We start from the raw sequence: 22,573 nt of genomic DNA, 5'->3' as shown, positions 1-22,573 counted from the left end.
GGTGTCCGAACCTTTTTATGCGTGCGCTCCGGCGGGCGCCCCGCTCACTGCGTGAGCATGGTCAGCCGCGGGAGAACTCTCATGTCCGCCACCGGATTCGATCGCACCGGAGATGAAGGCGGCCGTGAGGATTGTGATGATGTACGCCTGCAAGCCGTCGATGACGAGTTCGAAGCCGGTCAGCACGATCGTCATGAGCAGCGAGGCGAGTCCGAAGACAAAGGGCGGCTTGGGTAGCAGGTACTCCGCGCCGAGCGAGAACACCAGCAGCAGGATGTGGCCGGCGAACATGTTCGCGAACAACCGGACCGCCAGCGTGAACGGCCGCACGAGCAGGGTCGACATGACCTCGATCGGTCCAAGGAGAACCTTGACGAAGACGGGCGCGGTCGGAGCCGGATTGATCATGTGGCCGAAGTACGCCCGGGCGCCGTTGGCCTTGATGCCGGCGTGGTTGAACAGCACGTACGTGACGGCGGAGAGAACGATCGGAATGGCGATTCGCGACGTCGGCGGGAACTGAGCGCCAGGGACAATCGCGAGCACATTACAGATGAGCACGAAGCTGAAGAGCACGAGGAGGTACGGGGTGTACTTCCGCCCGTTCTCCCCGATGACGTCCCGGGCGATCGACGTGTCGATGAAGTCATAGACCGACTCGCAGACGTTCTGCAGTCCGCGGGGCACGACCGTGGCCCGCCGGAAGGCGAGCCAGAAGAGCACACCGACGAAAAGCGCGGCGAAGATCCCCAGCGCAGTCGCCTTGTTCAGGTAAAAATGAACAGGCCCAAGATCGACATCGAACCAATGCGGCGGCTGGAACACCTCCTTGGTCGGGCCCTTGAAGCCCTCGTCAGCGAGGACCAGGGGTCCCGCGGGGACCGGCACGACGGACACCTCCATGATCAAAATATACTCTCACCAGCTGAGGAAGAGACGCAGCCGTACCGGCGGCGGTGTGGACTTACCCTATCTGGTTCAGGCGGGACAGCCCTTCCTGGCGCGGGTCGGCTCCCCCCGGGTAGGGCACCGCGCCACACATGACCATCCATCGACACAGCATGATCATGAGCCCGGCAGGACCAACGGGAGACACGACTCACACCAGATGTCCGTGAGTGGACACCCAGCACTGGCGATACTATCCACACCCCGTAGCGACCGGCATCAACTCCAGGCCGGCGAAGGCCTGTTCGCTCCCTTGTTTATCCGAAAGTAACCTACCAGTTCGTTTTTGTCATCTATGTCTCACGCTGAGAATTCGAATGAAGACGTTAAGCAACCATCGTGGCCGCCTAGAAACGCCGCGTAGCACGACTGATCACGAGATAGAGCGAAGCAGCCATACCCACAAGGACGCCGACCGGCAGGAAGACGGTGCCGAGACCGACGAGCCGATCGATCCCGTAGCCGACCAGCCCCCAGAACCCGATTCCGGCCAACAGGGTACCGACCGCCGTCCAGGCCTCGTCAGAGATCAGGCCCGGCCGGTACGGGCGGCGTGGCGGTCCGTCACCGGCAGGCCGATCGGGGTCCCCGGCCGGGCGAGCAGTACTGTGATCACCTTGCCCTCCGCCACCGGGCTCCTGCCCGCTCTCCTCCGGATTCGGCTTGGCTTTGTTCACGTGTTCAGAGTGTCACGACGGGAGTCTTCCCGCGCCCGGAAGAGCGCGGGATCGTAAAACGGGACCCGGGTATGCGTGGCCACCCACAGCTCAGCCCCGAGCCAGCCGAAAACTCCCACAAAGATGGCCCAGGCGAAGGCGGTGAGGTCGATGGTGCTCGACCCTTCAAGGCTCACGAGCAGAGCACCCAGAATTACGATCTTCATAAGGTAGGTGCCGAGCGCAGCAGGTAGCACCATCGCCCTCGCGCGCCGGGCGACGACACTCACCACCACCTTGCTCGCTGTGAAGAAAAACCCGACCAGGCACAGGCCGAGCGCAACAGCGACAATCCCGGCCGTACCCCGGGCGACACCCGCGGCCACCAGGCCGGGCAGCGCAATGATGGCAAGCACGCCCAAACCAAGCCTGATCGTCCGCCCGGCAGAAACGATCATGCTCGCCGCACCGATCGCTGGCCACTCAGCAACAGCGCCAGGAGCCCGATCAGACCGAGGCCGACCACGGAGGCGAGAATGGGCAGCGGCTGCCGCGAGAAGGAGGCGGCCACCCCGCCAAAGCCGAGCAAAGCTGCCCAGAAGTACATGATGAGAACCGCGCGGACATGGGATTTCCCGATTTCCAGCATCCGGTGGTGCAGATGCATCTTGTCCGCGGCGAACGGCGACCGGCCGGCACGGGTCCGGCGGACCACGGCCAGCCCGAGGTCAATGAACGGCACCGCCAGCACGGCCAGTGGAACAGCCAGCGGAATCAGTGACGGCAGAGATCGGGACGGCCCGGCGTATCCGCCATAGGCGACCTGGCCGGTTACCGAGATCATGGAAGCGGCTGAGAGCAGACCGACCAACATCGAGCCGGAGTCCCCCATGAACAGCCTGGCCGGGTTGAAATTGTGCGGCAGGAAGCCGAGGCACACCCCGGCGGTGACGGCGGCCAGTAACGCCGCCGGCGCCGCCCGGGAGAAGTGATTGATCACAGCAACCTCGTAGGCGAAGTAGAACGTGGCTCCCGCGGCAATTGCCGCAACCCCCGCGGCAAGACCGTCCAACCCGTCGATGAAGTTCATGGCGTTGACAAGAACGATCGTGGCGAGAATTGACAGCGGCACGGCTGTCTCCGGTCCGAGGCTGACGGTGGTGTCGCTGTCCGGATTGACAGCGAACGACCACTGGACGCCCAGCAGAACCATCACCCCGGCGGCCGCGACCTGACCCGCGAGCTTCGTCAGCGGATCCAGCGGCCACCGGTCGTCCACGACTCCGAGCAGGCAGATCACAATGGCCGCGGCACCCACCGCGTGTGGTTCGGCCCAGTCCCGCGAGACCGAGGACAGGAACGGCAGGTTATCGGCGACTTCCAGACCGGCCACGAGCCCCGCGAGCATGGCGAGCCCACCGAGACGCGGGGTCGGCACCGCATGTACGTCACGGTCACGGACGCCAGCGACGGCGCCGATCCAGATGGCGAAGCCCCGTGCGACCGGCGTGCACAGGAATGTGACCGCTGCCGACACCGCGAATACGAGCAGATACTCCCGCAACAGCCCGCAACCTTCGCTGATCTACCGCGCCGCCACCACGGCGTGCCTGATGGATGTTGGTCGATGTGGGCATTGATCCGTACGATCGAAGAAGACACGCCCTAGCGCTGGTAGACAGGATGCCGGCCGACCAGGACAGAGACCGCTCTGGCCACATCGGGGGCGGCGAGCGGGTCACGGACCGCTCGGGCGATCAGAGCCGCGATCTCCTTCATCTCGTCCTCCCGCATGCCCTGGGTGGTAACCGCCGGGGTGCCAACCCGGATACCGGAGGAAACCGCGGGCGGCTGCGGGTCATACGGGATGGCGTTCTTGTTCAGTGTGATCCGCGCGGCATCACACCGGGCTTCCGCGTCCTTACCGGTCACGCCAAGAGCGCGAAGATCGAATAGGGCGAGATGCGTGTCGGTGCCGCCGGCAACCGGCCGCACACCCTCCGCGGCGAGCCCGTCCGCGAGAGTCTGGGCGTTAGCGATGACCTGACGTGCGTAGTCAGCGTAGGCGGGGGTGGCGGCCTCCCGCAACGCCACCGCCTTGGCCGCGACCGCGTGCATGAGCGGGCCGCCCTGGCTGAACGGGAACACCGCCTTGTCGATCCGCTGGGCCAGCTCCTCGCGGCAGAGGATCATTCCACCCCGCGGCCCACGCAGGACCTTGTGAGTAGTGAAACTGACCACGTCGGCATAGGGCACCGGGCTGGGGATGGCCCCGCCCGCCACCAGACCGATGAAGTGCGCGGCATCGACCACCAGCCATGCCCCGACCTCGTCGGCGACCGAGCGGAAGGCGGCGAAGTCAATCAGCCGGGGATACGCGGTGGCGCCACAGATAATCATTTTAGGTCGATGCTGACGCGCGAGGTCGCGGACCTCGTCATAGTCGATCATTTCGGTGTCTTCGCGCACCCCGTAGGCGACGACATCGAACCACTTCCCGCTGAAGTTGACCCGACTACCATGAGTAAGATGACCGCCGTGCGGCAGCGACATCGCCAGCACGGTGTCACCGGGCGCGAGTAGCGCGGCGTACACCGCGAAGTTGGCCTGCGCTCCGGAGTGTGGCTGCACGTTCGCGTGCTCGGCGCCGAAGAGCTTCTTCGCTCGAGCGATGCCGATCTCCTCCGCGCGGTCAACGACCTGGCAGCCACCGTAGTAGCGACGGCCCGGGTAGCCCTCGGCGTATTTGTTCGACAACGTCGACCCGAGGGCCGCCAGCACCGCCGGCGAGGTGAAGTTCTCGCTCGCGATGAGCTGAAGACCCCCACGGAGCCGGTCCAGTTCGGCCAGGACGACGTCCGCGATCTCGTGGTCCTCGGCCTGGAGCTGATCGAAGTCCGGGCCCCAGAACGGGGTGCTCATAAGCTGCCTCTCCTCGTGCGCGCCGCGCGCCTGGCCCTAGCCGCGCGATTGCGCCGTCCGCGCGAAGGCCGCCGGGCCGGAAGCGGCCAGACAGGGGAGTGTCCCGATCGCAACGCCCCGTCCTCGGCTGGTCCAACCCCCGCCCCGACAGCTTACGGCGTGGGGCCGCGACCGGCCGAGGGTGTCATGCGGTCGCGGCGGGTTCCTGCACGGAGGACAGCACCTCGCGCAGCGCCGCCATACCGATCGCGCCCGTCCGCAGCACCCGCGGGACCTCACCGGTACAGTCAACGATCGTCGACGCGATGCCGGCCGAGCACGGACCGCCGTCAAGGTACACCTCAACAGAATCACCGAGCTGCGCCATGGCGTCATCCACCGTGGTCGCGGGTGGCTGGCCGCTGATGTTCGCGCTGGACACGGCCATCGGCCCGGTACGGCCAAGCAGTTCAATCGCGACCGGGTGCAGCGGCATCCGCACCGCCACAGTGCCACGGGCGTCACCGAGATCCCAGCTCAACGACGGCGCGTATGGCACGACCAAGGTCAGCCCACCCGGCCAGAATGCCCGGACCAGGTCCCTGACCGGCTCGGTAACCCGCTCGACAAGCCCGTCCAGGGTGCGCCACGAGCCAACGAGCACCGGCACCGGCATGTCCCGGCCACGGCCTTTGGCCGCGAGCAGCGCGCGGACCGCGACCTGATCGAAGGCGTCCGCACCCACGCCGTACAGGGTGTCAGTGGGCAACACGACGAGCCGGCCGTGGCGCACCGAGCGGACGGCTGCCTCCAGCCCGGCCGCACGCTGTCCGGGGTCCGTGCAGTCATACCGTTCGCTTGCCGACTCCCTTGGCCTCACTGGCTCCCCCATTACTTCAGCGATCCTTCATCACAGTCCGGCAGCACAGCACATCACCAGTGCGCGTCTACCGCTCCCGCGACCGGCGTGACGCCGAGACGAACCGGTCCCGCCCCGCCAGGTCGAGATGGTCCTGGACATCCTCCCAGCAGCCGGAGTCACGCAGCAGCGCAGGGACTGCCGAGCCGTGGCGGTCGGAATGTTCGATCACCAGCTTCCCGCCGTCCCGCAGCAGGTCACTCGCCACCCGTACGACCGCGCGGACCCCCGCCAGACCATCCGGCCCGGCCCACAGGGCAGCGGGCGGATCATGTATGCCGACCTCGGGATCAACCTTGTCCCGTTCGTCGTCCCACAGGTACGGCGGGTTGCTCACCACGAGATCGACTCGACCTACCAGGTCTGCCAACTGCTGGACAACCGCCGTAGCTGGCTCGCGACCGTCGTTGCGGCCATGCCCAGCCGGGTCGATCCCGACATCGGCGCGATGCAGCGTCACCCGGCTGTCGGTACCGACAAAACCATGATCGACGATGTTGCGACCTGCCCACACCAAGGCTTCCGGATCAACGTCGACGGCGTGTACGCACGCGCCGGGCAGTTCCTCCGCGAGCGCGAGGGCGATCGCGCCGGAACCAGTACAAAGATCCACACAGATCGGCCGCGCCCAGCCAGCCGCTCGAACCGCGTCGAGGGCCCATCCGACCACGACTTCGGTCTCCGGCCGGGGTATGAACACCCCGGGGCCCACCGCCAGGGTGAGATAACGGAACCCGACGCTGCCGACCAGGTGCTGGAGGGGCACCCGCGCGGCCCGACGGGCGACCAGATCCTGAAACCGGTCCTGATCCGCCAGCGTGATGGCCGTCGTCCGCCGCAGCCGCCACCGGGGCTCGCCGGTGACATACGCGGCGAGCTGTTCAGCGTCCGACCGGGGGCTTGGCACCCCGGCCGCGGCGAGAGTGGTGACCGCGCTGTCCAGCACATGCGCGGCCAGCCCGGCGCTGGGCTCACCGGACGTCATGACCCGGCCCCGGCCGAAAGCCTCGCCGCCAGGTCCGCCGCGACAAGAGCGTCCAGTACCTCGTCAAGCTCACCGTCGAGTACCTGATCGAGATTGTGCGCCTTGAAACCGACCCGATGATCGCTGATCCGGTTCTCCGCGAAGTTGTAGGTACGGATCCGCTCGGAGCGGTCCACCGTGCGAACCTGGCTGGCCCGTGCCGCCGATGCCTCCGCCTGCGCCCGCTCGCGGGCCGCCGCGAGGAGCCGTGCGCGCAGGATCCGCAGCGCCGACTCCTTGTTCTGCAACTGGCTTTTCTCGTTCTGGCAGGACACCACCAGACCGCTGGGAAGATGGGTGATACGCACTGCCGAGTCCGTCGTGTTGACGCTCTGCCCACCGGGGCCCGAGGAGCGGTACACGTCGATGCGCAGCTCGTTGGGGTCGATATCGACCTCGACATCCTCAGCTTCGGGAAGTACCAGCACTCCGGCCGCCGAGGTGTGGATGCGACCGGCCGACTCGGTGACCGGAACCCGCTGGACCCGGTGGACACCGCCCTCGAACCGCAGCCGCCCGAACACGCCGCCGGTGGTCATCCGGCCAGCCTTCACCGCCACGCTCACGTCCCGGTAGCCGCCGAGATCGCTGGGATTCGCGTCCAGGATCTCGGTCCGCCAGCCGCGTCGCTCAGCGTAGCGCAGGTACATCCGCAGCAGGTCGCCAGCGAACAGCGCCGACTCCTCACCGCCCGCGCCCGCCTTGATTTCCATAATCGCATCACGGGCGTCGTCGGGATCGGTGGGCACCAGATGGGTGTGCAGCCGGTCCCGCAACACCGCGTGCGTGGCCTCAAGCTCCGCGACCTCGGCGCGGAACGAGGCATCCTCGGCGGCGAACTCCCGGGCGGTCGCGAGGTCCGCATCGACCCGGTCCAGCTCACGCGCGGTCTCCACGACCGGGGCCAGCTCCGCGTACCTGCGGCCGAGGCTGCGTGCCAGAATCGGGTCAGCGTGCACAGACGGATCGGCGAGACGGTCCTCCAGCTCGGCGTGCTCGGCAAGCAGACCGTCGAGTGGAGTGGTCATTTCGGGAATCTCCTGGTCTAGAGAGCCAACGGCGGTATGATCATTTTTTCATCGCGCCGCCGGAGGCCCGCCTGACCCCCAAAAGACTTCCAGCGGCGACCACTAAGCCGAGCCGATGAAAACATCGATCATGACTCTAACCCGCGCCAGCGGCGGCCCCGTGGGCCACTGGGACCCAAACCGCTGACAGACGCCACGCAGCGCCCGCGCCACTGTCACACCGGGCACGGGCGCTGCGGGCGCGTTACCTCACTTCGTCCCAGGCCCAGGCTTGTCACCCGGACGACGGCGGCCGAAGCGCCGCTCGAACTTCTCGACCCGACCGCCGACATCCAGGATCTTCTGCTTGCCAGTGTAGAACGGGTGGCACTGTGAGCACACTTCGGCGTTGATCACGCCGTCCGACTTGGTGCTACGGGTGGTGAAGGTCGAACCGCAGGTGCAGACAACCGTGGTCTCACGGTACGCCGGATGAATATCAGCCTTCATGATCCTTCTTCCCGAAGTGGCCGCCGGGTCGCCCTGTCGCGGACGCGAGGACGTGAACCGGTGCCGGGTCTCAGCGTTCCAGTCTGCCAGAAGCTTCCGGCCATCCAGGGACAGCACCGTGTGGACGCTGCCCAGGGGGTCCGCACAACGGGTTCTCAGTCCTGGCCCGGAGTGGCAGTCGCGATCTGCATCAGGAACTCGTAGTTCGTCCGCGTCTTCTTCAGCCGCTCCAGCAGAAGGTCAAGCGCCTGCTGCGACTCCAACGTGTGCAGAACCCGCCGCAGCTTGTGCATGATCACAAGTTCGTCCGGCGCAAGCAGGATGTCCTCCTTACGGGTTCCGGAGGGGTCGACATCGATCGCGGGGAAGATCCTCTTATCGGCAATCTTGCGATCGAGCTTGAGCTCGGCGTTGCCGGTCCCCTTGAACTCCTCGAAGATCACAGTATCCATCGTGGAGCCCGTCTCCACCAGGGCCGTGGCGATGATCGTCAACGACCCGCCGTTCTCGATGTTCCTGGCCGCGCCGAGGAAACGCTTCGGCGGGTAGAGCGCCGTGGAGTCCACGCCACCCGACAGGATCCGACCGGACGCGGGTGCGGCCAGGTTGTAGGCCCGCCCGAGCCGAGTGATCGAGTCGAGCAGCACGACGACGTCCTCACCCAGTTCCACCAGGCGCTTGGCCCGCTCGATGGACAGTTCGGCGACGCTGGTGTGGTCCGACGGCGGTCGGTCGAACGTCGAGGCGATGACCTCGCCCTTGACCGACCGTTGCATGTCGGTCACCTCCTCCGGACGTTCATCGACGAGAACGACCATGAGGTGGCATTCCGGGTTGTTCGTGGTGATCGCGTTCGCGATGGCCTGCAGCACCATCGTCTTACCCGCCTTGGGCGGGCTGACAATCAGCGCGCGCTGCCCCTTACCGAGCGGCATCACCAGGTCGATCACCCGGGTGGTCAGCAGCTGCGGCTCGGTCTCCAACCGCAGCCGCTCCTGCGGGTAGAGCGGGGTGAGCTTGGTGAACTCGGGACGGTTTCGCGCCTCGTCGGGCTCCAGCCCATTCACCGTGTCGAGCCGGACCAATGCGTTGTACTTGTCCCGCCGCTGCTCGCCCTCCTGCGGCGCCCGGACGACGCCGGTGATCGCGTCACCGCGGCGCAGGCCATGGCGGCGAACCTGGGCCAAGCTCACATAGACGTCGGTCGGGCCCGTCAGGTAACCGCTCGTGCGCACAAACGCGTAGTTGTCGAGAACGTCAAGAATACCCGCGACCGGGACCAGAACGTCGTCCTCGCGGACAATCGGCTCCGACTCGCTGAAACCGCCACCCTGGCGGCCACGGTTACGGCCCCGCTCCCGGAACCGGCCGCGGTTACGCCGATTCCCGCCACCGAATTCGTCGTCGCGATCGCCCTGGCCACGATCGGCCTGGCCACGATCGGCTTGGCCGCGATCAGCCTGGCCACGATCGGCCTGGCCACGATCGGCCTGGCCACGATCGCCTTGGCCGCGATCAGCCGAGCCCCGTCCCCGGTCGCCCTGCTGGCGCCCCTGGCGCTCAGCGGCGACGGGACGGTCAACCGAGGCACGCTCCCCGTCGACCTGCTGACGCTCACGCCTGTCGTCTCGGCCACGCCCGCTGCCGTTCTCCGACACGCGAGGAACACTGGCCGGCTCGGCCACCGACGTGACGGGCACGCCGGCCACCGACGGTTCCGCTGGAGTGGTGGACGGCGCTGTGGCTGGGGTGGTGACCACCGGCGACGCGGCACCCGGCGCGGCTTCTTCCGTGCTGGCGGCCCGCACATTCTCGGATCCGCTCTCCGGACCGGGCGCGCTCGCCCCACCACGGGTCTCCCGCGAGCCAGACAGCGCGTCGGTCAGTGTCGTCTGCTCACCACCGGCTGTGGACGGGCTGCCCGATGCCCGAGAAGCCCCACGGCGGGTCCGGACACGCATAGCGCCCTCGGCCGGGGCCGCTGCCTCGGTTGAGGGCGCGGAGAGCGGAGGATTGGAGGAGACCGGAGGATTGGAGGAGACCGGAGGATTGACAGCGTCCCCTGCCTTTGTGGACGGAGTTGAGGTACTCCGGGCCGGCTGCGGGGCCGGTTGCGCCTCAGCGGCGGCCGCGGCCGGCCGGGCGGCGGTGGCAGCCGCACCTGCGGCGGCGCCGGCGGGAGTCTGAACGTTCTGGATGGCCGCGATGAGCTGCCCCTTTCGCAGGCGTCCCACGCCCTGAATACCCAACGAACTTGCCATGGCCTGCAGCTCCGGCAGGAGCATGGCTGAAAGGCCGGTGCCTGACCGCCGGCGTCGCGGAGAACCAGCGTCCACGGACGACGTCGGTGTCTGGGGCTCCGCGGACTCACGTGCGCTGTCAGGCAGCACGTCGGTGGTGTCGCTCAAGATGTTCCTTCCCTGAAGGGACCGGCTCAAGGGAGCCGGGTGACGCTTGTTGACCTTCTTCGCCCGGGCATCCCATGTGGAAACGATGTTCAGCGCCAGGTAGGCAAGCAGAGCGCCCGTGGACGGCGCTAACGGCTGAGCGCCGCGTGCGAACTCGTCAATCCCGCTGAGGACTTGTCGGTGCTGGCCGAGGCTTCGATGACGAGGCTGAGGCACCAAGTTCCGGCACCATGATCCGGCTACGATGAACCGGTAGCACCGGCGGGCGAGCACGCGCCGCGGCGGCAGCGAGTGCAGTCATCAGACTATCCAGACGGAGTCATCTGGGCAACAACCTTCGAGGGGCATTGCTTCGGAGTCCTCCGTTTCCAACCCGAGCCGCGACCATTTCGGCTGGATGTCGCCCTCAACGAGGATCTGGCCCGCGGTGCGGATGGGGGTTTCGGACACCGGGCCGGGTGGAACCCGAACCGACGGCGTCAGCCCGCGACGAGCTCGACCCGTGCTCCGTTCCTGTCCACAGGCAGATTGAACACGGTGAAGCTGTCCCCGCCACATGCGCGGGCAGCCTCGGCCTGCTCCGCCCCCACGGCCAGCGCCAGCACCGTCGGTCCAGAACCCGACAGCACGGCCGCCAGGCCCGCCGCTCGCAGCCGTCCGAGCAGATCGCGGGTCTCAGGCATGGACGGCAGGCGGTAAGGCTGGTGCAGCCGGTCGTCGGTAGCCGCCACCAACGCGTCCAGCCAGGACGCTGTACCCAACCGGCTGGCGCCGGGCTGACCGCCAGGAAGATGGCTCTCGCCAGGCCGGCCTGCCCACTCCTGACCGCCAGCCTGGATCCCCAACGTCTGTGCAGGCAACGTCTCCGGAGACAGGGTTCCTGACATCGCCACTGCTAACAAAGCCGCACGCCCCGCATTAACCGCGGCGTCGACATGCGGCACGTTAGCCGGCAATACCGCCCGCGCCACAGATGTCAACTGGCGGTGGGCGGGAATGAAGACTACAGGCTGTAGATCATCTGGCGGATCGATTCGAACTGCCTGCGGGCGACCGCCATTATCGTACCAAGCCACGGTGAATCCACCGTAGAGGACAGGGGCGATGTTGTCCGGATGACCCTCGATCTGACAGGCGAGCGCGAAGACGTCCGCGGTGCTCAGATGACCCCCGCCCAACGCGCTCGCGGCAAGGAGGCCCGCCACGATGGCCGCGGCCGACGAACCGAGTCCACGGCCATGCGGGATGCGGTTGATACAGGTCAGGCTCAGCCCGGTCGGCCCGAGGCCGAGCGCGTCCAGCCCAGCCCGCAACGCGCGCGCGACCAAGTGGCTCTCGTCTCTGGTGCCATCGTCCTCGCCGGTCACGTCAATCGACAGGCCCGACTCCGTCACAACGACCGTCAGATCGTCGTAAAGGCCCAGCGCAAGCCCACAGGCGTCAAAACCCGGCCCAAGGTTCGCGCTGGTCGCCGGCACCCGCACGCTGACTCTGGCCGGCACCGGAGCCCGGGGCGCACGGCTCATGACCGCCGCAGATCAAGAGCCACGGCCGCGGCGGCAGCCGTCGCCGGTATGGTCACCGGCTTGGCCGCTCCGCTGATCGCCCAGTCCGGGTCCTTGAGCCCGTTGCCGGTCACCGTGCACACGACCCGTTCGCCGGCCTGGATGAGGCCGGCGGCACGCGCCTGGAGAAGCCCCGCCACGCTCGCCGCGCTGGACGGTTCGACGAACACGCCTTCCTTGTGCGCGAGCAGCCGGTAGGCCGAGAGGATCTGACGGTCGTCGACCGCGTCGATGGCGCCACCCGAGGCATCCCGGGCATCCAGCGCGAAAGCCCATGACGCGGGGTTGCCGATCCGGATCGCGGTAGCGATCGTCTGCGGTGTGGTGACCACACTGCCACGCACGATGGGCGCGGCGCCGGCCGCCTGGAAACCATGCATGCGGGGCCGGCCGGAACCGTGGAGTGTGTCGTCCTCGACATAGCCGCGCCAGTAAGCGGTGATGTTCCCGGCGTTCCCGACCGGCAGGCAGTGGGCATCGGGCGCCGCGCCCAGATCCTCGACGATCTCGAAGGCAGCGGTCTTCTGCCCTTCCAGGCGGAACGGGTTGACCGAATTGACGAGGGTGACCGGAAAGGTTTCGGCAAGGTCCCTGGCGACCCGCAGGCAGTCGTCGAAGGAGCCGTCAAGTTGCAGGAGCCGTGCCCCATGCACCAGCGCCTGCGCCAGCTTCCCTAACGCGATCTTTCCGCTGGGTACGAGCACGGCGCAGGTCAGCCCGGCACGAGCCGCGTACGCGGCGGCGCTCGCGCTGGTGTTACCGGTCGACGCGCAGATCACCGCCTGCGAGCCCGCCTCGACCGCGCGGCTGATCGCCATGGTCATCCCACGGTCTTTGAACGAGCCGGTCGGATTGGAACCCTCGACCTTGAGATGGACCTCACACCCGGTCACCGCGGAGAGATGCTCCGCCGGCAGCAGCGGGGTTCCGCCTTCCCGGAGGGTCACCACCGGGGTGTCCGCGGAGACCGGCAGGCGGTCCCGATATTCCTCGATCACGCCGCGCCACACCCGCCGGCTGCGGTTGACCGAGCCCGGAGCTCCTCCAGCCGCGGCCGCGGCCGCGGGCATGCCCGTCATCCGCGGCTGCGGCTGCGATGCCGCCACTGGCGATGTCGTCACAGCTCACCTCCCTCTACCCGCATCACACCCGCGACCGCCCGGACGACGTCCAGTTCCCGCAGCTCCTCGACTGTCGCGGACAGTGCCGCGTCACTGGCGCTGTGCGTGATCAGAACAAGACTCGCGTCGTCGCCATGGCCGTCTTGGCGGACACTCTGTATGGAAACGTCCCGATGGGCGAATGCGGCGGCGACCGAGGCGAGCACTCCGGTCTTGTCCGTCACATCCAGGTTGATGTGGTAACGGGTCACGGTGGCGCCTATTGGCAGCACAGGCAGCTCGGCGTAGGCCGACTCGCCCGGACCCCGGCGGCCGGCCAGCCGGTTGCGCGCCACCGCCACCAGATCGCCCAACACCGCGGAGGCGGTCGGTGAACCGCCCGCCCCGCGACCGTAGAACATCAGTTGCCCAGCCGCATCCGCCTCGACGAACACGGCGTTGAACGCCTCCCGGACTCCGGCGAGCGGATGGGAACGGGGAATCATCGCCGGATGCACCCGCACACTCACGCCCGGCGTCTGCGGTGACCGTTCGGCAATGGCCAGCGCCTTGACCGTGCACCCCATCGCGCGGGCGCTGGCGATGTCCGCGGCGGTGACGCCGCCGATGCCCTCCCGATAGACGTCGGCCAGCGTGACCCGGGTATGAAAGGCGAGCTGCGCAAGGATCGAGGCCTTGGCGGCGGCGTCGAATCCATCGATGTCCGCGCTCGGGTCGGCCTCCGCATATCCGAGGGTGGTCGCCTCGTCGAGCGCCTCGGCAAACCCGGCACCGGTTTCGTCCATCCGGGTGAGGATGAAGTTGGTGGTGCCGTTGACGATGCCGAGCACCCGTCGGACGCGATCACCGGCGAGGCTCTCCCGCAGCGGGCGCAGCAGCGGGATCGCACCGGCGACCGCGGCCTCGTCGTAGAGGTCCACGCCGTGTTCGGCCGCCGCGCCGTACAGCGCGGCACCGTGGGTGGCCAGCAGCGCCTTGTTCGCGGTCACCACCGATTTTCCCGCGCCGAGCGCCGCGTGCAGCCAGGTGCGGGCCGGCTCGATGCCGCCCACCACCTCGACGACAATGTCGATGTCCTCCCGGGTCGCGAGCCCTTCCGCATCCGTGGTGAAGATCCTTGGATCGACCGGCAGGTCGCGGACCACCGACAGGCGGCGGACCGCGATACCGGCGAGGTCCAGGGGCGCGCCCACCCGAGCGGCGAGGTCCTCGGCGTGGGTGTGCAGGAGCCGGACGACCTCACCCCCGACCACACCGCACCCGAGCAGGGCAATCCTCATCCCGCGTTCCTCACCATGTGGTTCTCGTCATGGATTCCTCATCGTGCGTTCGCCCCGCCGTCGCCCGGACGCGCGCCGCCCCGGACAGCCACACCGACGCCGGTCCGGGCATCCCCGCGCTCGACCCCGTCGATCTCGGGGTCGGGCTCGGGGATGCCCGCTTCGTCGATGTCAAGACGCAGCATGTCCATCTCGGTCTCCCTGCGGACGATCATGCGAGCCCGGCCGGCGCCGACCGCGACAACAGGTGGCCGCGGAACATGGTTGTAGTTGCTTGCCATGGACCGGTGGTACGCCCCGCTCGCCGGCACAGCGACAAGATCGCCAGGCCGGATGTCGGCAGGCAGCGCCACATCGTGGGCGATGACGTCGCCGGACTCGCAATGCTTGCCCACCAGCGTCACCACGCGGGGTGCAGCCATGCTGCGCCGAGAGACAAGGCGGGCCGTGTAGCGTGCATCATACAGCGCGGTACGGATGTTGTCGCTCATCCCGCCGTCGACGCTGACATAGGTACGCAGCCCCGGCAGTTCCTTGACCGTCCCGACCTCGTACAGCGTGATCGCGGTCGGGCCACTGATGGCCCGGCCCGGTTCGACCGCCAGCCGCGGGACGGCGAGTCCGGCCGCGGCGCACTCCTTGCCGACGATCGCGCGGAGCCGGTCCGCGACTTCCGCGACCTCCAGTGGCGCGTCCTCGCCGGTGTAGGCGATCCCCAGGCCACCGCCGAGATCGAGCTCAGGCAGTTCGGCCCCGTGGGCATCGCGAACGGCGGCCAGCAGCCCCACCATCCGATGGGCGGCCAGCCCGAAACCGGCGGTGTCGAAAATCTGCGAGCCGATGTGCGCGTGGGTCCCGACGAGCTCAAGGTGCTCGGGCGCGGCCAGCACCTGACTGATCGCCTCGGCCGCGGCACCGCTGGCCAGGGAGAAGCCGAACTTCTGGTCCTCCTGCCCGGTGGCCACGTAGTGGTGGGTGTGAGCCTCCACTCCGGGTGTGACCCGGACGAACACCCGCTGGCGCACGCCGGCCCGCGCGGCCACCGCCGCCAGCCGAGAGATCTCCACGAACGAGTCGACGACGATCCGCCCTACGCCGTAGGCGACCGCCCGCCGCAGCTCAGCGGTGGACTTGTTGTTGCCGTGGAAGAGCAGCCGCTCGGGCGGAAAGCCCACCGCTTCCGCGATGCCCAGCTCACCACCTGTGCAGACATCCAGCGAGAGCCCTTCGGCGAGCACCCATCGGGCGATGGAACGCGACAGCAACGCCTTGCCCGCGTAGTAGACGTCCCCGTCTGCGAAAGCGGAGCGCCACGCCCGGCAACGCGCCCGGAAGTCCTCCGTGTCCAGGATGTAGGCGGGCGTGGCGAACTCGGCGGCGAGCGCGTCAACCCGCAGCCCGCCGACCCGCAGCACACCGTCCGTGTCCAGAACGGCGGACGCCGGCCACAGCCCTTCCTCCAGCTGCGTCTGATGCTGGGCGAGATAGATCACATCACGCACAAACAGTCACATCCTCATCACGCGTATCCGCGCCGCGCACGAACAGTCACATCCTCGTCAGGGCCGGCACTCCCAGCAGCCGCAGGCCACTCGCAAGCACGGTCCTGGTCGCCTCAGCCAGGAGCAGCCGCGCTCCGCCCAGCGCACCCGCCCGCTCGTCCCCCTGCGGCAGTACCCGGCAGACGCCGTGAAAACGGCGGTACGTGCCGGCGAGTTCCTCGAGGTAACGCGCCACCCGGTACGGCGCCCGGCGATCGGCCGCGGTCCGCACGACCCTCGGCAGCTCACCCAACGCCCGCAGCAGGTCGCCTTCGCGCGGATGGGTCAGCAACAGCACATCGGCGCCCTCCGCATCCAGGGACAGTCCCAGCTCTCCGGCACTGCGCAGCAGCGCGCGGATCCGGGCATGGGCGTGCTGGACACAGAAAAACGGGTTGTCATCCGTCTGGCCGGCGATGACGTCCAAGTCGAGCACGAGGGCGCTGTCCAGCGGAACACGGACGAGCCAGTAACGGGCGGCGTCGGCGCCGACGGCATCCACCAGATCATCGATCAGGGGCGGTCCCCCGGCCCATGCCAGCGTCCGCACCGGCGCACCGCCGCGGGTCAGCGTCACCCGCTGCCCGATGGGCCCGCGGTCACGACGGACGCCGCCAGGCCGCCCCGGCTGAGCCTCGCCCGCCGCCGCGGTGACCGCACCGATCCCGGCAAGACCGCCGCCCTGACCGCCGGCCGCGTCGAGCAGCCGAGCCGATGCGTCCGCCACGGCTGCTCGGCGCGCGGCGGCAAGGGTGACCGGGCCGGCCGGGTGTGCGTACCCGGTCTCGGCGTTCGCCCGGGTGGCGCAGGCCTCGGGCGGACCGCGCCAGCCCTTCACAGCCGGGCCGCATCCGTAACTGCCGCCCGCGCGCACGACCGTACGTGCGATCTCGCCGAGAGCCCCGCCAGCCAGCCGGATGTTGAGGAAACCGGGACCGGCCACCGCCACCGCGGCCACCGCCTGATCCTGGCGCAACCGGCCCGCGACCGCCTCGGCGACCTCGCGCGGTGATCGCCGGGCCGAGCGGGCGAGGCGCAGCGCGATCGGCGTGGCGTAATCACCACGATCAAAAAATCTGAGGCGCTCGACCGGCACCACCGTGGGGATCACCACATCAAGCGCGCCGTCCGCGACCAGCTGCCCGATGATGGCCCGCAGAACTTCCGCGAGGCCGTCGGGAGTCATGGCGTGATGTTATCGGCGGTGGGCGGCGGTAGTGGCACGGGACAGCGGAACCGATCGCCACCGATCATCACGCTGTCGACGGCAGGCAGCCCGCGCTCCAGCGGCCCGCGTGTCAGACGGTCTGGCCGTGGCCGGCCAGCCTGCGCACAACCCCGATCAGCTCATCCGGGTCGAACGGCTTCGTGAGGTAGTAGTCGACGCCAAGACGCTTCCCGCGCCTGAGATCGGCGGCCTGGGCACGGGCGGACAGCAGGATCACCCGGATGTCCGCTGTCTCAGGGTCGTCGCGCAGCCGAGCGATCACGTCCCAGCCGTCCAGGTGAGGCATCATGACATCCAATGTGATCACCTGTGGCGCGATGTCCCGCACCCGCTCGAGGCAGTCCAGCCCGTCGATCGCGGTGTGCACCTCGAAGCCCTCCAGCTCAAGGTTGACCACCACGAGCTGACGGATCACCGCGTCATCATCGACAACGAGGACACGTGGGGGGGCGCAATACACATCGGGAGCTTACGGCGACCCGTCTACACGGCCACCGTCGCGGTCCTGGTACGGTATACCCGCTTGCCCTGAAGCCCCCGTAGCTCAGGGGATAGAGCACCGCCCTCCGGAGGCGGGTGCGCAGGTTCGAATCCTGCCGGGGGCACCCAGGTATGTCCTGGTCATGGGGCTAATCGTAGCCGCTGTGGTCTGCCCATTCCAGATCTTGGCCACGGTTTACCCACACAGGTGGGTACATGTCGGATGTGTCGGGCGGCTGGCCAGTCAGGCCGCCGGGACGATCGCTGGTGATGATGGTCCGACATCGGGAGGAGCGTTCGCCGCCGTCTGGAGTTCGGCCCGCCACCGGATCCGGTCCGCTATCCCCCGCATGATCAGGTATTCGCGGCGCGGGACGCCGGGATCACCGGGATGGGCGGGCAGCCAGATCAACCGGGACGGGTCAGGCATGGTCCGGCCGAGCACGGCGAGCTGAGCCGCGATCCACTCTCGCCGGTCGACACGGTGGTCGCTGAGCGACTTTCCCGACCACCGACGAGAGACAAGAACCCGGCGCCCTCCGAACCCGAGTGTGGCTTGCCTGTGGGCCTTGCCCTTGCAGTAGCCTGGCGTCAGTCTGGGCCGGGGGTTGCGTGGTTGGATGCCGTAGCGTAGCCAGTTCGCGCAGGTCGGCGCACACGCCTCGAACCGCAGCGCCTCAGCGAGTCGATCGACGTGGCGACGCTGGGCGTCGGTGGTCACCTCGTGGCAGACGTCCAGCGCCTTTGTCAGGTACTTGGTGAGATAACCGATCATTCGGCCAACCTGCGCCGAGTTCGCCGTCACGCCGTCGGCGCGCAGCTGAGGCCCGAAACGGACGACGTGCGACGGCGGGTCATCGTCCCCGATTGCCTCCAACGCCTCATCCCACGTCGGCAGCGGTTCGGCCGTGGCCGGATCGACATAGCCGCCCTGGCGCTCGTCCCACTCGGGCAACCGGCCAGCGATCGTATACATCGGCTGGTCGCAGGCTGGCCACCACACCTGGTGATATGTTGCAGCCGCCACCTGACGCAGCACTGTCCGATGGTCGTGTGCTTGCCCGACTACAGCTCGCGCTCACCCTCCCAGGACCAGCACGGCCCCAGGCTCTCGTCGAGCAGGCGGACCCGACCTTTGATCGGATTCCTCACGTTCCGTCACAGGCAGCCAGACAGGCACCGTACTGCATGTGTACTGCAACGGGGGCGGACGCCGGTGGACGTTCCCGAAGCCATGACCTGCCCTGATGGATATCGGTGGACATCCATGGACGTATCGCTGAGGACTACGGATCAAGAGGTTGGGGGTTCGAGTCCCTCCAAGCGCGCCGCATCTCCGCAAGCCAGAGCCACGCAACCGATCACAGCTACGGGACTCTAGATCATTTTTACCTCTGGATCCCGCCTGACAGCCAAACTGACAGCCAAACTGACAGCCGAGCCGGCAGACGTCCACTCTCGGCTTGACAGACGTCCACCCTGGTTGCCTGATGAGATAATTCGGAGCAGGGAGGTGCCACGTGAAGCTCGATCGGGACACGCGCAAGGTCACGGCCTGGCTGGACCGTGCCCTTGCCGACAGCGGCCTGACCCAGGCCGAGTTCGCCGCCGCGCTCGGGACCTCGCCTTCCCGGTTCTCCACCTACCGCTCCGGCAGGACGAAGCCGACCGCCGCGTTCTGTTTCCGCGCACAGCGCATAGCCCAGGGCCTCGCCGCCACACGTCGTGCGCGGGTAATGTCCGCGCCGGTCACCGCTAAGATCATCCGCGACACCGACGACGAGGACTGGGCATGGCGGATGCTTCTTCAGGGCCGCGACCACCTGCGCATGCTCCTCGAGGATGGTGGTGACACGGTCTGCGCATGGGAGGCGGCCCCGCCGTCGACGGGGAGCGCCGGTTTCGACACCCTGCTGGCCGTTTTGACACGCCGCGAGTTCGACCAGGTCGGTGTCGAACCACCCGCGTGGTGCGAGCCCAGGTGCCTGCCCGAGCCGTGGATTCCCGATCATCCGTTTCTCACTCGCGAACAGGTCATCGCCAAAACCCCGGAGTTCCTGAAGGAACTCAACGTCTTCGTCCCCGCCCGCGACCTGGTCACCGCGTGACCGAAGGCTACGAGTTCACGGCAGACGAGATAACCGCTCTGCTCGCCAAGCTCGACGAGCGCCTCCGCTCGCGAGGCGCGTCTGCATCGGTCTTCATCGTAGGTGGTGCCGCTATCGCCGTCGGCTCGAGCAAGTACCTGCGACAGACAGAGGACATCGACGCGATCACCCGCGATGAAATCGTCATGGACGAGGCTCGCGCGCTGGCTGCCGAGATCGGCCTTCCGCGGAACTGGCTCAACACCCGCGCGAGCATGTGGATGCCACCAGTGCCCGAAGACGCGCCGGCGCCGGTAGCCGGGCCAGGGCTTCGCGTCACATACGCCTCGGACGAGTTCCTCCTCGCCACGAAACTGGTCGCTCAGCGTCGCAAGGACTCGCGAGACATCCTGGAGCTCGCCGCGCGTACAGGAATGACCCATGCGACGGCGGAGGATTTCGAGATGTTGATCTACCGCTACTACACAGATCCGGGCATCTTCGAGTTCATCATCGACGGGACGGACGTCCAGACCGAGGTCCGGTTGCTGGCCGAACGCGCGGTCCAGCTCCTTGCGCACGCCCAGTAGGCCAACAGCCAGCCGGTGATGGCACGGCGGTCGCGGATTGGGTAGGTCTTGTGAGTCTCACCGATCGTGCGGGGTCTACCCTCCCGCCCCTCGTTACCTGTTTTCTAGCGACAGCGAACGCTGACGGCAGCGTGAGCGGACAGGCGCGAACACCCGGGTCAGGTGAGTGTCTGTGGGGAATATGTGGAGACGTTGTACACGGTCGTGGTCCCATGGGGGCGAACGTTCAGGTGAACGGCATGATCCCCGGATAGCCAAGATGGTCTTGAAAACCGCTTCACGACGGCACGGCATCCGCACCACGGTCCAACGGTGTACCCGAGTCGGCGGACGTCGGTGGACAGGCACGGAGGCTGGCGAACGCGCACCACAGGTCACCGGACGTCCACGTACGTCGGCGAACGGTCTGCCTTGCTCTCTTAATCCGAAGTTACGTGATCATGAGCGCACCGTAGGCCGGTGACCTGGACATTTGTTCTGATCAAGGATTCACCTACTGGCTACACATCACTCTGCCGAGCGAAATAGACACTGATAGTGCGGTGGTGCACGACGTTTCCGCAGGTCACAGCTTTGCAAGTATGTCCGGCGACGAGCACACCGGCCCGGGATCTCACGTGCAGCCGACACTCGATGGCCACACGAAAAAATCATAAGAATACTGGCTACAGTTTGCCCAACGGAAGCAAAATCTGCAGGTAGATGCCGTCAGATCCAATCAAGATCACGCAACTTCGGCTTAGAGGCTCCGGCAATAGGGCTGTCCGGCTCGCGCCGCCCGGTCGGCGCCTCGCATCGTTGTTGTCGGTCGACGCCCAACACAGGGCGCCTCCCTCCGCCGCCTCGCGATCCATCCGCCCGGACGCCGCTCCCTGATCGAACGCCCTATTGCCGGAGCCTCTTAATCCGCGGGTCGGCACCCGATCGTCATGGCATGCCGCCGGGCTGTCGCGCCGTTTCCGCTTCTCGGCGCTGACGCGCCTGCGGCGCGAAAGGACAGCAACCGGCGGACACCGAGGCTGATGCCTCCCCGACGAACTCACCACTCACCCGCACACATGACCTGCGTGTCAGGTCATGCTGAGCACCTCGGCGTTCACGCCCGCCAGCCCGGTGAAGTCGGCGGACGCATCGGTCGTCAGCAGTATGCGTCCCTCGGCCACAGCCGTGGCAACAATGATCATGTCATGCGCTGGCCGCGGCCTGCCGCGGTGCATGGCGTGGACAGCGAGTCGGGCGTGTGCCCGAGCGACGTCGAGCGTGTAGTCCACAACCGGCACGCTGGCAAGCACTGCCTCTACATGCAGTGCACGACGCTGCTTGTGGGCCTCGGTCGCGCGCTCAACGCCCACGAGGAGCTCCATTGCGGTGATCGAGGCGATCGCCGCGTCGTCCGCCCCCAGGACCGCATCAATGTCGAGCGTGCCTCGCTCGAACGCGATGATGACCCCGGTATCGAGAATCACACGTCTGGCCACGTGCGGACCTGATCGGTGAAGGAGGCCCGCACGTCGGCCCGCACAGCCTCAAGATCGTCGGCAAAAGCGGGGTCCGGCGCGTGCTCCCGCAGCGCGTCTTTGAGCCGGTCGGCCGTGGTGCGCCGTTCGGGGACGAACCGGCCGACCGTGACGCCATCCCGCGTGATCACCACAACTTGTCCGTGCTCGACCGCGTCGAGCACACTGGCGAAGTTGCGGGCCGCCTGAGTGGCCGTCATGCTCTTCATGCGTTACACACTATCAGATTTACTTTGCGTATACATAACTACCATATTTCCATGGAAGCCCCTCCATGGACAGCGACCAGCGACCCAGAGCAGCGCTCTGATCACATGCGCCGCACTGTAGCAACCGGTGTAGCAACGGCTGCGGATGTGGGCGGATGTCAGCGAACGGCGGCGGACGGATGACCCGTACGCCTACCAGGCGCACACTCGAAGCATGACGATGGTCAAGAGCTCCCGCATCGCCGTCCGCCTACCCGAGGAACAGGACGCGCTGATCCGCGCGGCTGCCGAGGCCGAAGGCTCCACCGTCACCGAGTTCACCGTGAACGCCGCCGTGGCCAGAGCCAAGGACGTCCTGGCTGACCAGCGCCTGTTCACCCTGGGTAACGAGGCGTGGGCGGAATTCCTCACCGTCCTCGATCGTCCGGTGACCCGCAAGCCGCGGCTGGAGCGCCTGTTCGCCGAAGAATCGCTCTTTGAGTGAGCAGCTACTCGGCCCCCCGGCCGATCATCGCCTCCGACGACCTGTCGGCCTTCGACAGCGGCGAGCTCTCGCTCGACGACTGGCTGCGCCGACGCGCG

The 22,573-nt window shown here is 67.6% G+C and carries 22 protein-coding genes and 1 tRNA gene; 4 read left to right on the top strand and 19 right to left on the bottom strand.

The window, feature by feature from the left end; all coding sequences use genetic code 11:
- Positions 1-15: 15 nt before the first annotated feature.
- The 16 genes from atpB to MJ777_RS07380 all read right to left on the bottom strand — a co-directional run bounded on the left by atpB (position 16) and on the right by MJ777_RS07380 (position 17,568).
- Entirely contained in the window at positions 16-903 is an 888-nt protein-coding gene (gene atpB, locus MJ777_RS07455) for a F0F1 ATP synthase subunit A (RefSeq protein WP_239311511.1), read from the bottom strand.
- A 392-nt stretch (positions 904-1,295) separates the two neighbouring features.
- Positions 1,296-1,442 (bottom strand): F0F1-ATPase subunit family protein, encoded by a 147-nt coding sequence (locus tag MJ777_RS07450; protein WP_239374449.1) that lies wholly within the window; start codon positions 1,440-1,442, stop codon positions 1,296-1,298.
- Positions 1,443-1,621: 179 nt separating this feature from the next.
- Entirely contained in the window at positions 1,622-2,062 is a 441-nt protein-coding gene (locus tag MJ777_RS07445; RefSeq protein WP_239311507.1) for a hypothetical protein, read from the bottom strand.
- Positions 2,059-3,168: an MraY family glycosyltransferase gene (locus tag MJ777_RS07440; RefSeq protein ID WP_239332942.1), complete on the bottom strand. Its 1,110-nt coding sequence runs from the start codon at positions 3,166-3,168 to the stop codon at positions 2,059-2,061. The genes MJ777_RS07445 and MJ777_RS07440 overlap by 4 nt, the downstream gene beginning before the upstream one ends.
- Before the next feature lie 101 nt (positions 3,169-3,269).
- Entirely contained in the window at positions 3,270-4,526 is a 1,257-nt protein-coding gene (glyA, locus tag MJ777_RS07435) for a serine hydroxymethyltransferase (RefSeq protein ID WP_239311502.1), read from the bottom strand.
- A 184-nt stretch (positions 4,527-4,710) separates the two neighbouring features.
- Positions 4,711-5,385, bottom strand: coding sequence for an L-threonylcarbamoyladenylate synthase (locus MJ777_RS07430; RefSeq protein WP_239347944.1), 675 nt, complete (start codon positions 5,383-5,385; stop codon positions 4,711-4,713).
- 67 nt (positions 5,386-5,452) lie between these two features.
- Complete coding sequence (gene prmC, locus MJ777_RS07425) at positions 5,453-6,409, bottom strand: peptide chain release factor N(5)-glutamine methyltransferase (protein ID WP_239311498.1); 957 nt, start codon at positions 6,407-6,409, stop codon at positions 5,453-5,455.
- Entirely contained in the window at positions 6,406-7,476 is a 1,071-nt protein-coding gene (gene prfA, locus MJ777_RS07420; RefSeq protein ID WP_239311496.1) for a peptide chain release factor 1, read from the bottom strand. Before prfA ends, prmC begins: the two co-directional genes overlap by 4 nt.
- Positions 7,477-7,725: 249 nt before the next feature.
- Entirely contained in the window at positions 7,726-7,965 is a 240-nt protein-coding gene (gene rpmE / locus MJ777_RS07415; protein WP_239332952.1) for a 50S ribosomal protein L31, read from the bottom strand.
- 155 nt (positions 7,966-8,120) lie between these two features.
- A complete protein-coding gene (gene rho / locus MJ777_RS07410) occupies positions 8,121-10,373 on the bottom strand; it encodes a transcription termination factor Rho (RefSeq protein WP_239374446.1) in 2,253 nt (750 codons plus the stop codon).
- A 479-nt stretch (positions 10,374-10,852) separates the two neighbouring features.
- Positions 10,853-11,899, bottom strand: coding sequence for a homoserine kinase (locus MJ777_RS07405; protein WP_239308647.1), 1,047 nt, complete (start codon positions 11,897-11,899; stop codon positions 10,853-10,855).
- A complete protein-coding gene (gene thrC / locus MJ777_RS07400) occupies positions 11,896-13,008 on the bottom strand; it encodes a threonine synthase (protein WP_370651440.1) in 1,113 nt (370 codons plus the stop codon). Before thrC ends, MJ777_RS07405 begins: the two co-directional genes overlap by 4 nt.
- Before the next feature lie 47 nt (positions 13,009-13,055).
- Positions 13,056-14,339 carry a homoserine dehydrogenase gene (locus tag MJ777_RS07395; RefSeq protein WP_239308646.1) on the bottom strand — a complete coding sequence of 428 codons (1,284 nt, stop codon included), beginning with the start codon at positions 14,337-14,339 and terminating at the stop codon, positions 13,056-13,058.
- Positions 14,340-14,377: 38 nt separating this feature from the next.
- Positions 14,378-15,802 (bottom strand): diaminopimelate decarboxylase, encoded by a 1,425-nt coding sequence (lysA, locus tag MJ777_RS07390; protein ID WP_370651439.1) that lies wholly within the window; start codon positions 15,800-15,802, stop codon positions 14,378-14,380.
- An 85-nt stretch (positions 15,803-15,887) separates the two neighbouring features.
- Positions 15,888-17,066 (bottom strand): DALR anticodon-binding domain-containing protein, encoded by a 1,179-nt coding sequence (locus MJ777_RS07385; protein WP_239374443.1) that lies wholly within the window; start codon positions 17,064-17,066, stop codon positions 15,888-15,890.
- Between the two features lie 112 nt (positions 17,067-17,178).
- The gene (locus tag MJ777_RS07380; RefSeq protein ID WP_255724007.1) at positions 17,179-17,568 is read right to left on the bottom strand and encodes a response regulator transcription factor; all 390 of its coding nucleotides are present in this window, start codon (positions 17,566-17,568) and stop codon (positions 17,179-17,181) included.
- Between the two features lie 73 nt (positions 17,569-17,641).
- Between MJ777_RS07380 and MJ777_RS07375 the strand changes: the two genes are divergently transcribed.
- Positions 17,642-17,713 (top strand) — tRNA-Arg (locus tag MJ777_RS07375).
- A 119-nt stretch (positions 17,714-17,832) separates the two neighbouring features.
- On the opposite strand, the gene MJ777_RS07370 is transcribed toward MJ777_RS07375, so the two are convergent.
- Positions 17,833-18,591: a replication initiator gene (locus MJ777_RS07370; protein WP_370651438.1), complete on the bottom strand. Its 759-nt coding sequence runs from the start codon at positions 18,589-18,591 to the stop codon at positions 17,833-17,835.
- A gap of 517 nt (positions 18,592-19,108) precedes the next feature.
- Here MJ777_RS07370 and MJ777_RS07365 point away from each other — a divergent pair.
- Entirely contained in the window at positions 19,109-19,696 is a 588-nt protein-coding gene (locus MJ777_RS07365; RefSeq protein ID WP_239308642.1) for a helix-turn-helix transcriptional regulator, read from the top strand.
- The gene (locus MJ777_RS07360; protein WP_239374440.1) at positions 19,693-20,265 is read left to right on the top strand and encodes a DUF6036 family nucleotidyltransferase; all 573 of its coding nucleotides are present in this window, start codon (positions 19,693-19,695) and stop codon (positions 20,263-20,265) included. The genes MJ777_RS07365 and MJ777_RS07360 overlap by 4 nt, the downstream gene beginning before the upstream one ends.
- A gap of 1,070 nt (positions 20,266-21,335) precedes the next feature.
- On the opposite strand, the gene MJ777_RS07355 is transcribed toward MJ777_RS07360, so the two are convergent.
- Together MJ777_RS07355 and MJ777_RS07350 are read right to left on the bottom strand one after the other, a co-directional pair.
- Positions 21,336-21,743, bottom strand: a complete 408-nt coding sequence (locus tag MJ777_RS07355; RefSeq protein WP_239308640.1) for a PIN domain-containing protein — start codon at positions 21,741-21,743, stop codon at positions 21,336-21,338.
- On the bottom strand, positions 21,728-21,982 hold the full coding sequence (locus MJ777_RS07350; protein WP_239308639.1) for a type II toxin-antitoxin system Phd/YefM family antitoxin: 255 nt from the start codon (positions 21,980-21,982) through the stop codon (positions 21,728-21,730). Before MJ777_RS07350 ends, MJ777_RS07355 begins: the two co-directional genes overlap by 16 nt.
- Positions 21,983-22,136: 154 nt before the next feature.
- Between MJ777_RS07350 and MJ777_RS07345 the strand changes: the two genes are divergently transcribed.
- On the top strand, positions 22,137-22,475 hold the full coding sequence (locus tag MJ777_RS07345; protein WP_239308638.1) for a DUF1778 domain-containing protein: 339 nt from the start codon (positions 22,137-22,139) through the stop codon (positions 22,473-22,475).
- Positions 22,476-22,573 lie beyond the last annotated feature (98 nt).

The organism is Protofrankia sp. Cj5, from assembly GCF_917627405.1.
In the GTDB taxonomy this organism is placed as follows: Bacteria; Actinomycetota; Actinomycetes; order Frankiales; family Frankiaceae; genus Protofrankia.
Note: the sequence above shows the minus strand (reverse complement) of the source record. Positions and strands in the feature narration are given on the sequence as shown.

Coding starts and splice junctions, on each gene's coding strand:
- atpB (WP_239311511.1), bottom strand. CDS start 903: ATGGAGGTGTCCGTCGTGCCGGTCCCCGCGGGACCCCTGGTCCTCGCT.
- MJ777_RS07445 (WP_239311507.1), bottom strand. CDS start 2,062: ATGATCGTTTCTGCCGGGCGGACGATCAGGCTTGGTTTGGGCGTGCTT.
- glyA (WP_239311502.1), bottom strand. CDS start 4,526: ATGAGCACCCCGTTCTGGGGCCCGGACTTCGATCAGCTCCAGGCCGAG.
- prmC (WP_239311498.1), bottom strand. CDS start 6,409: ATGACGTCCGGTGAGCCCAGCGCCGGGCTGGCCGCGCATGTGCTGGAC.
- prfA (WP_239311496.1), bottom strand. CDS start 7,476: ATGACCACTCCACTCGACGGTCTGCTTGCCGAGCACGCCGAGCTGGAG.
- rpmE (WP_239332952.1), bottom strand. CDS start 7,965: ATGAAGGCTGATATTCATCCGGCGTACCGTGAGACCACGGTTGTCTGC.
- MJ777_RS07405 (WP_239308647.1), bottom strand. CDS start 11,899: ATGAGCCGTGCGCCCCGGGCTCCGGTGCCGGCCAGAGTCAGCGTGCGG.
- thrC (WP_370651440.1), bottom strand. CDS start 13,008: ATGCCCGCGGCCGCGGCCGCGGCTGGAGGAGCTCCGGGCTCGGTCAAC.
- MJ777_RS07395 (WP_239308646.1), bottom strand. CDS start 14,339: ATGAGGATTGCCCTGCTCGGGTGCGGTGTGGTCGGGGGTGAGGTCGTC.
- MJ777_RS07385 (WP_239374443.1), bottom strand. CDS start 17,066: ATGACTCCCGACGGCCTCGCGGAAGTTCTGCGGGCCATCATCGGGCAG.
- MJ777_RS07350 (WP_239308639.1), bottom strand. CDS start 21,982: ATGACGGCCACTCAGGCGGCCCGCAACTTCGCCAGTGTGCTCGACGCG.
- MJ777_RS07345 (WP_239308638.1), top strand. CDS start 22,137: ATGTGGGCGGATGTCAGCGAACGGCGGCGGACGGATGACCCGTACGCC.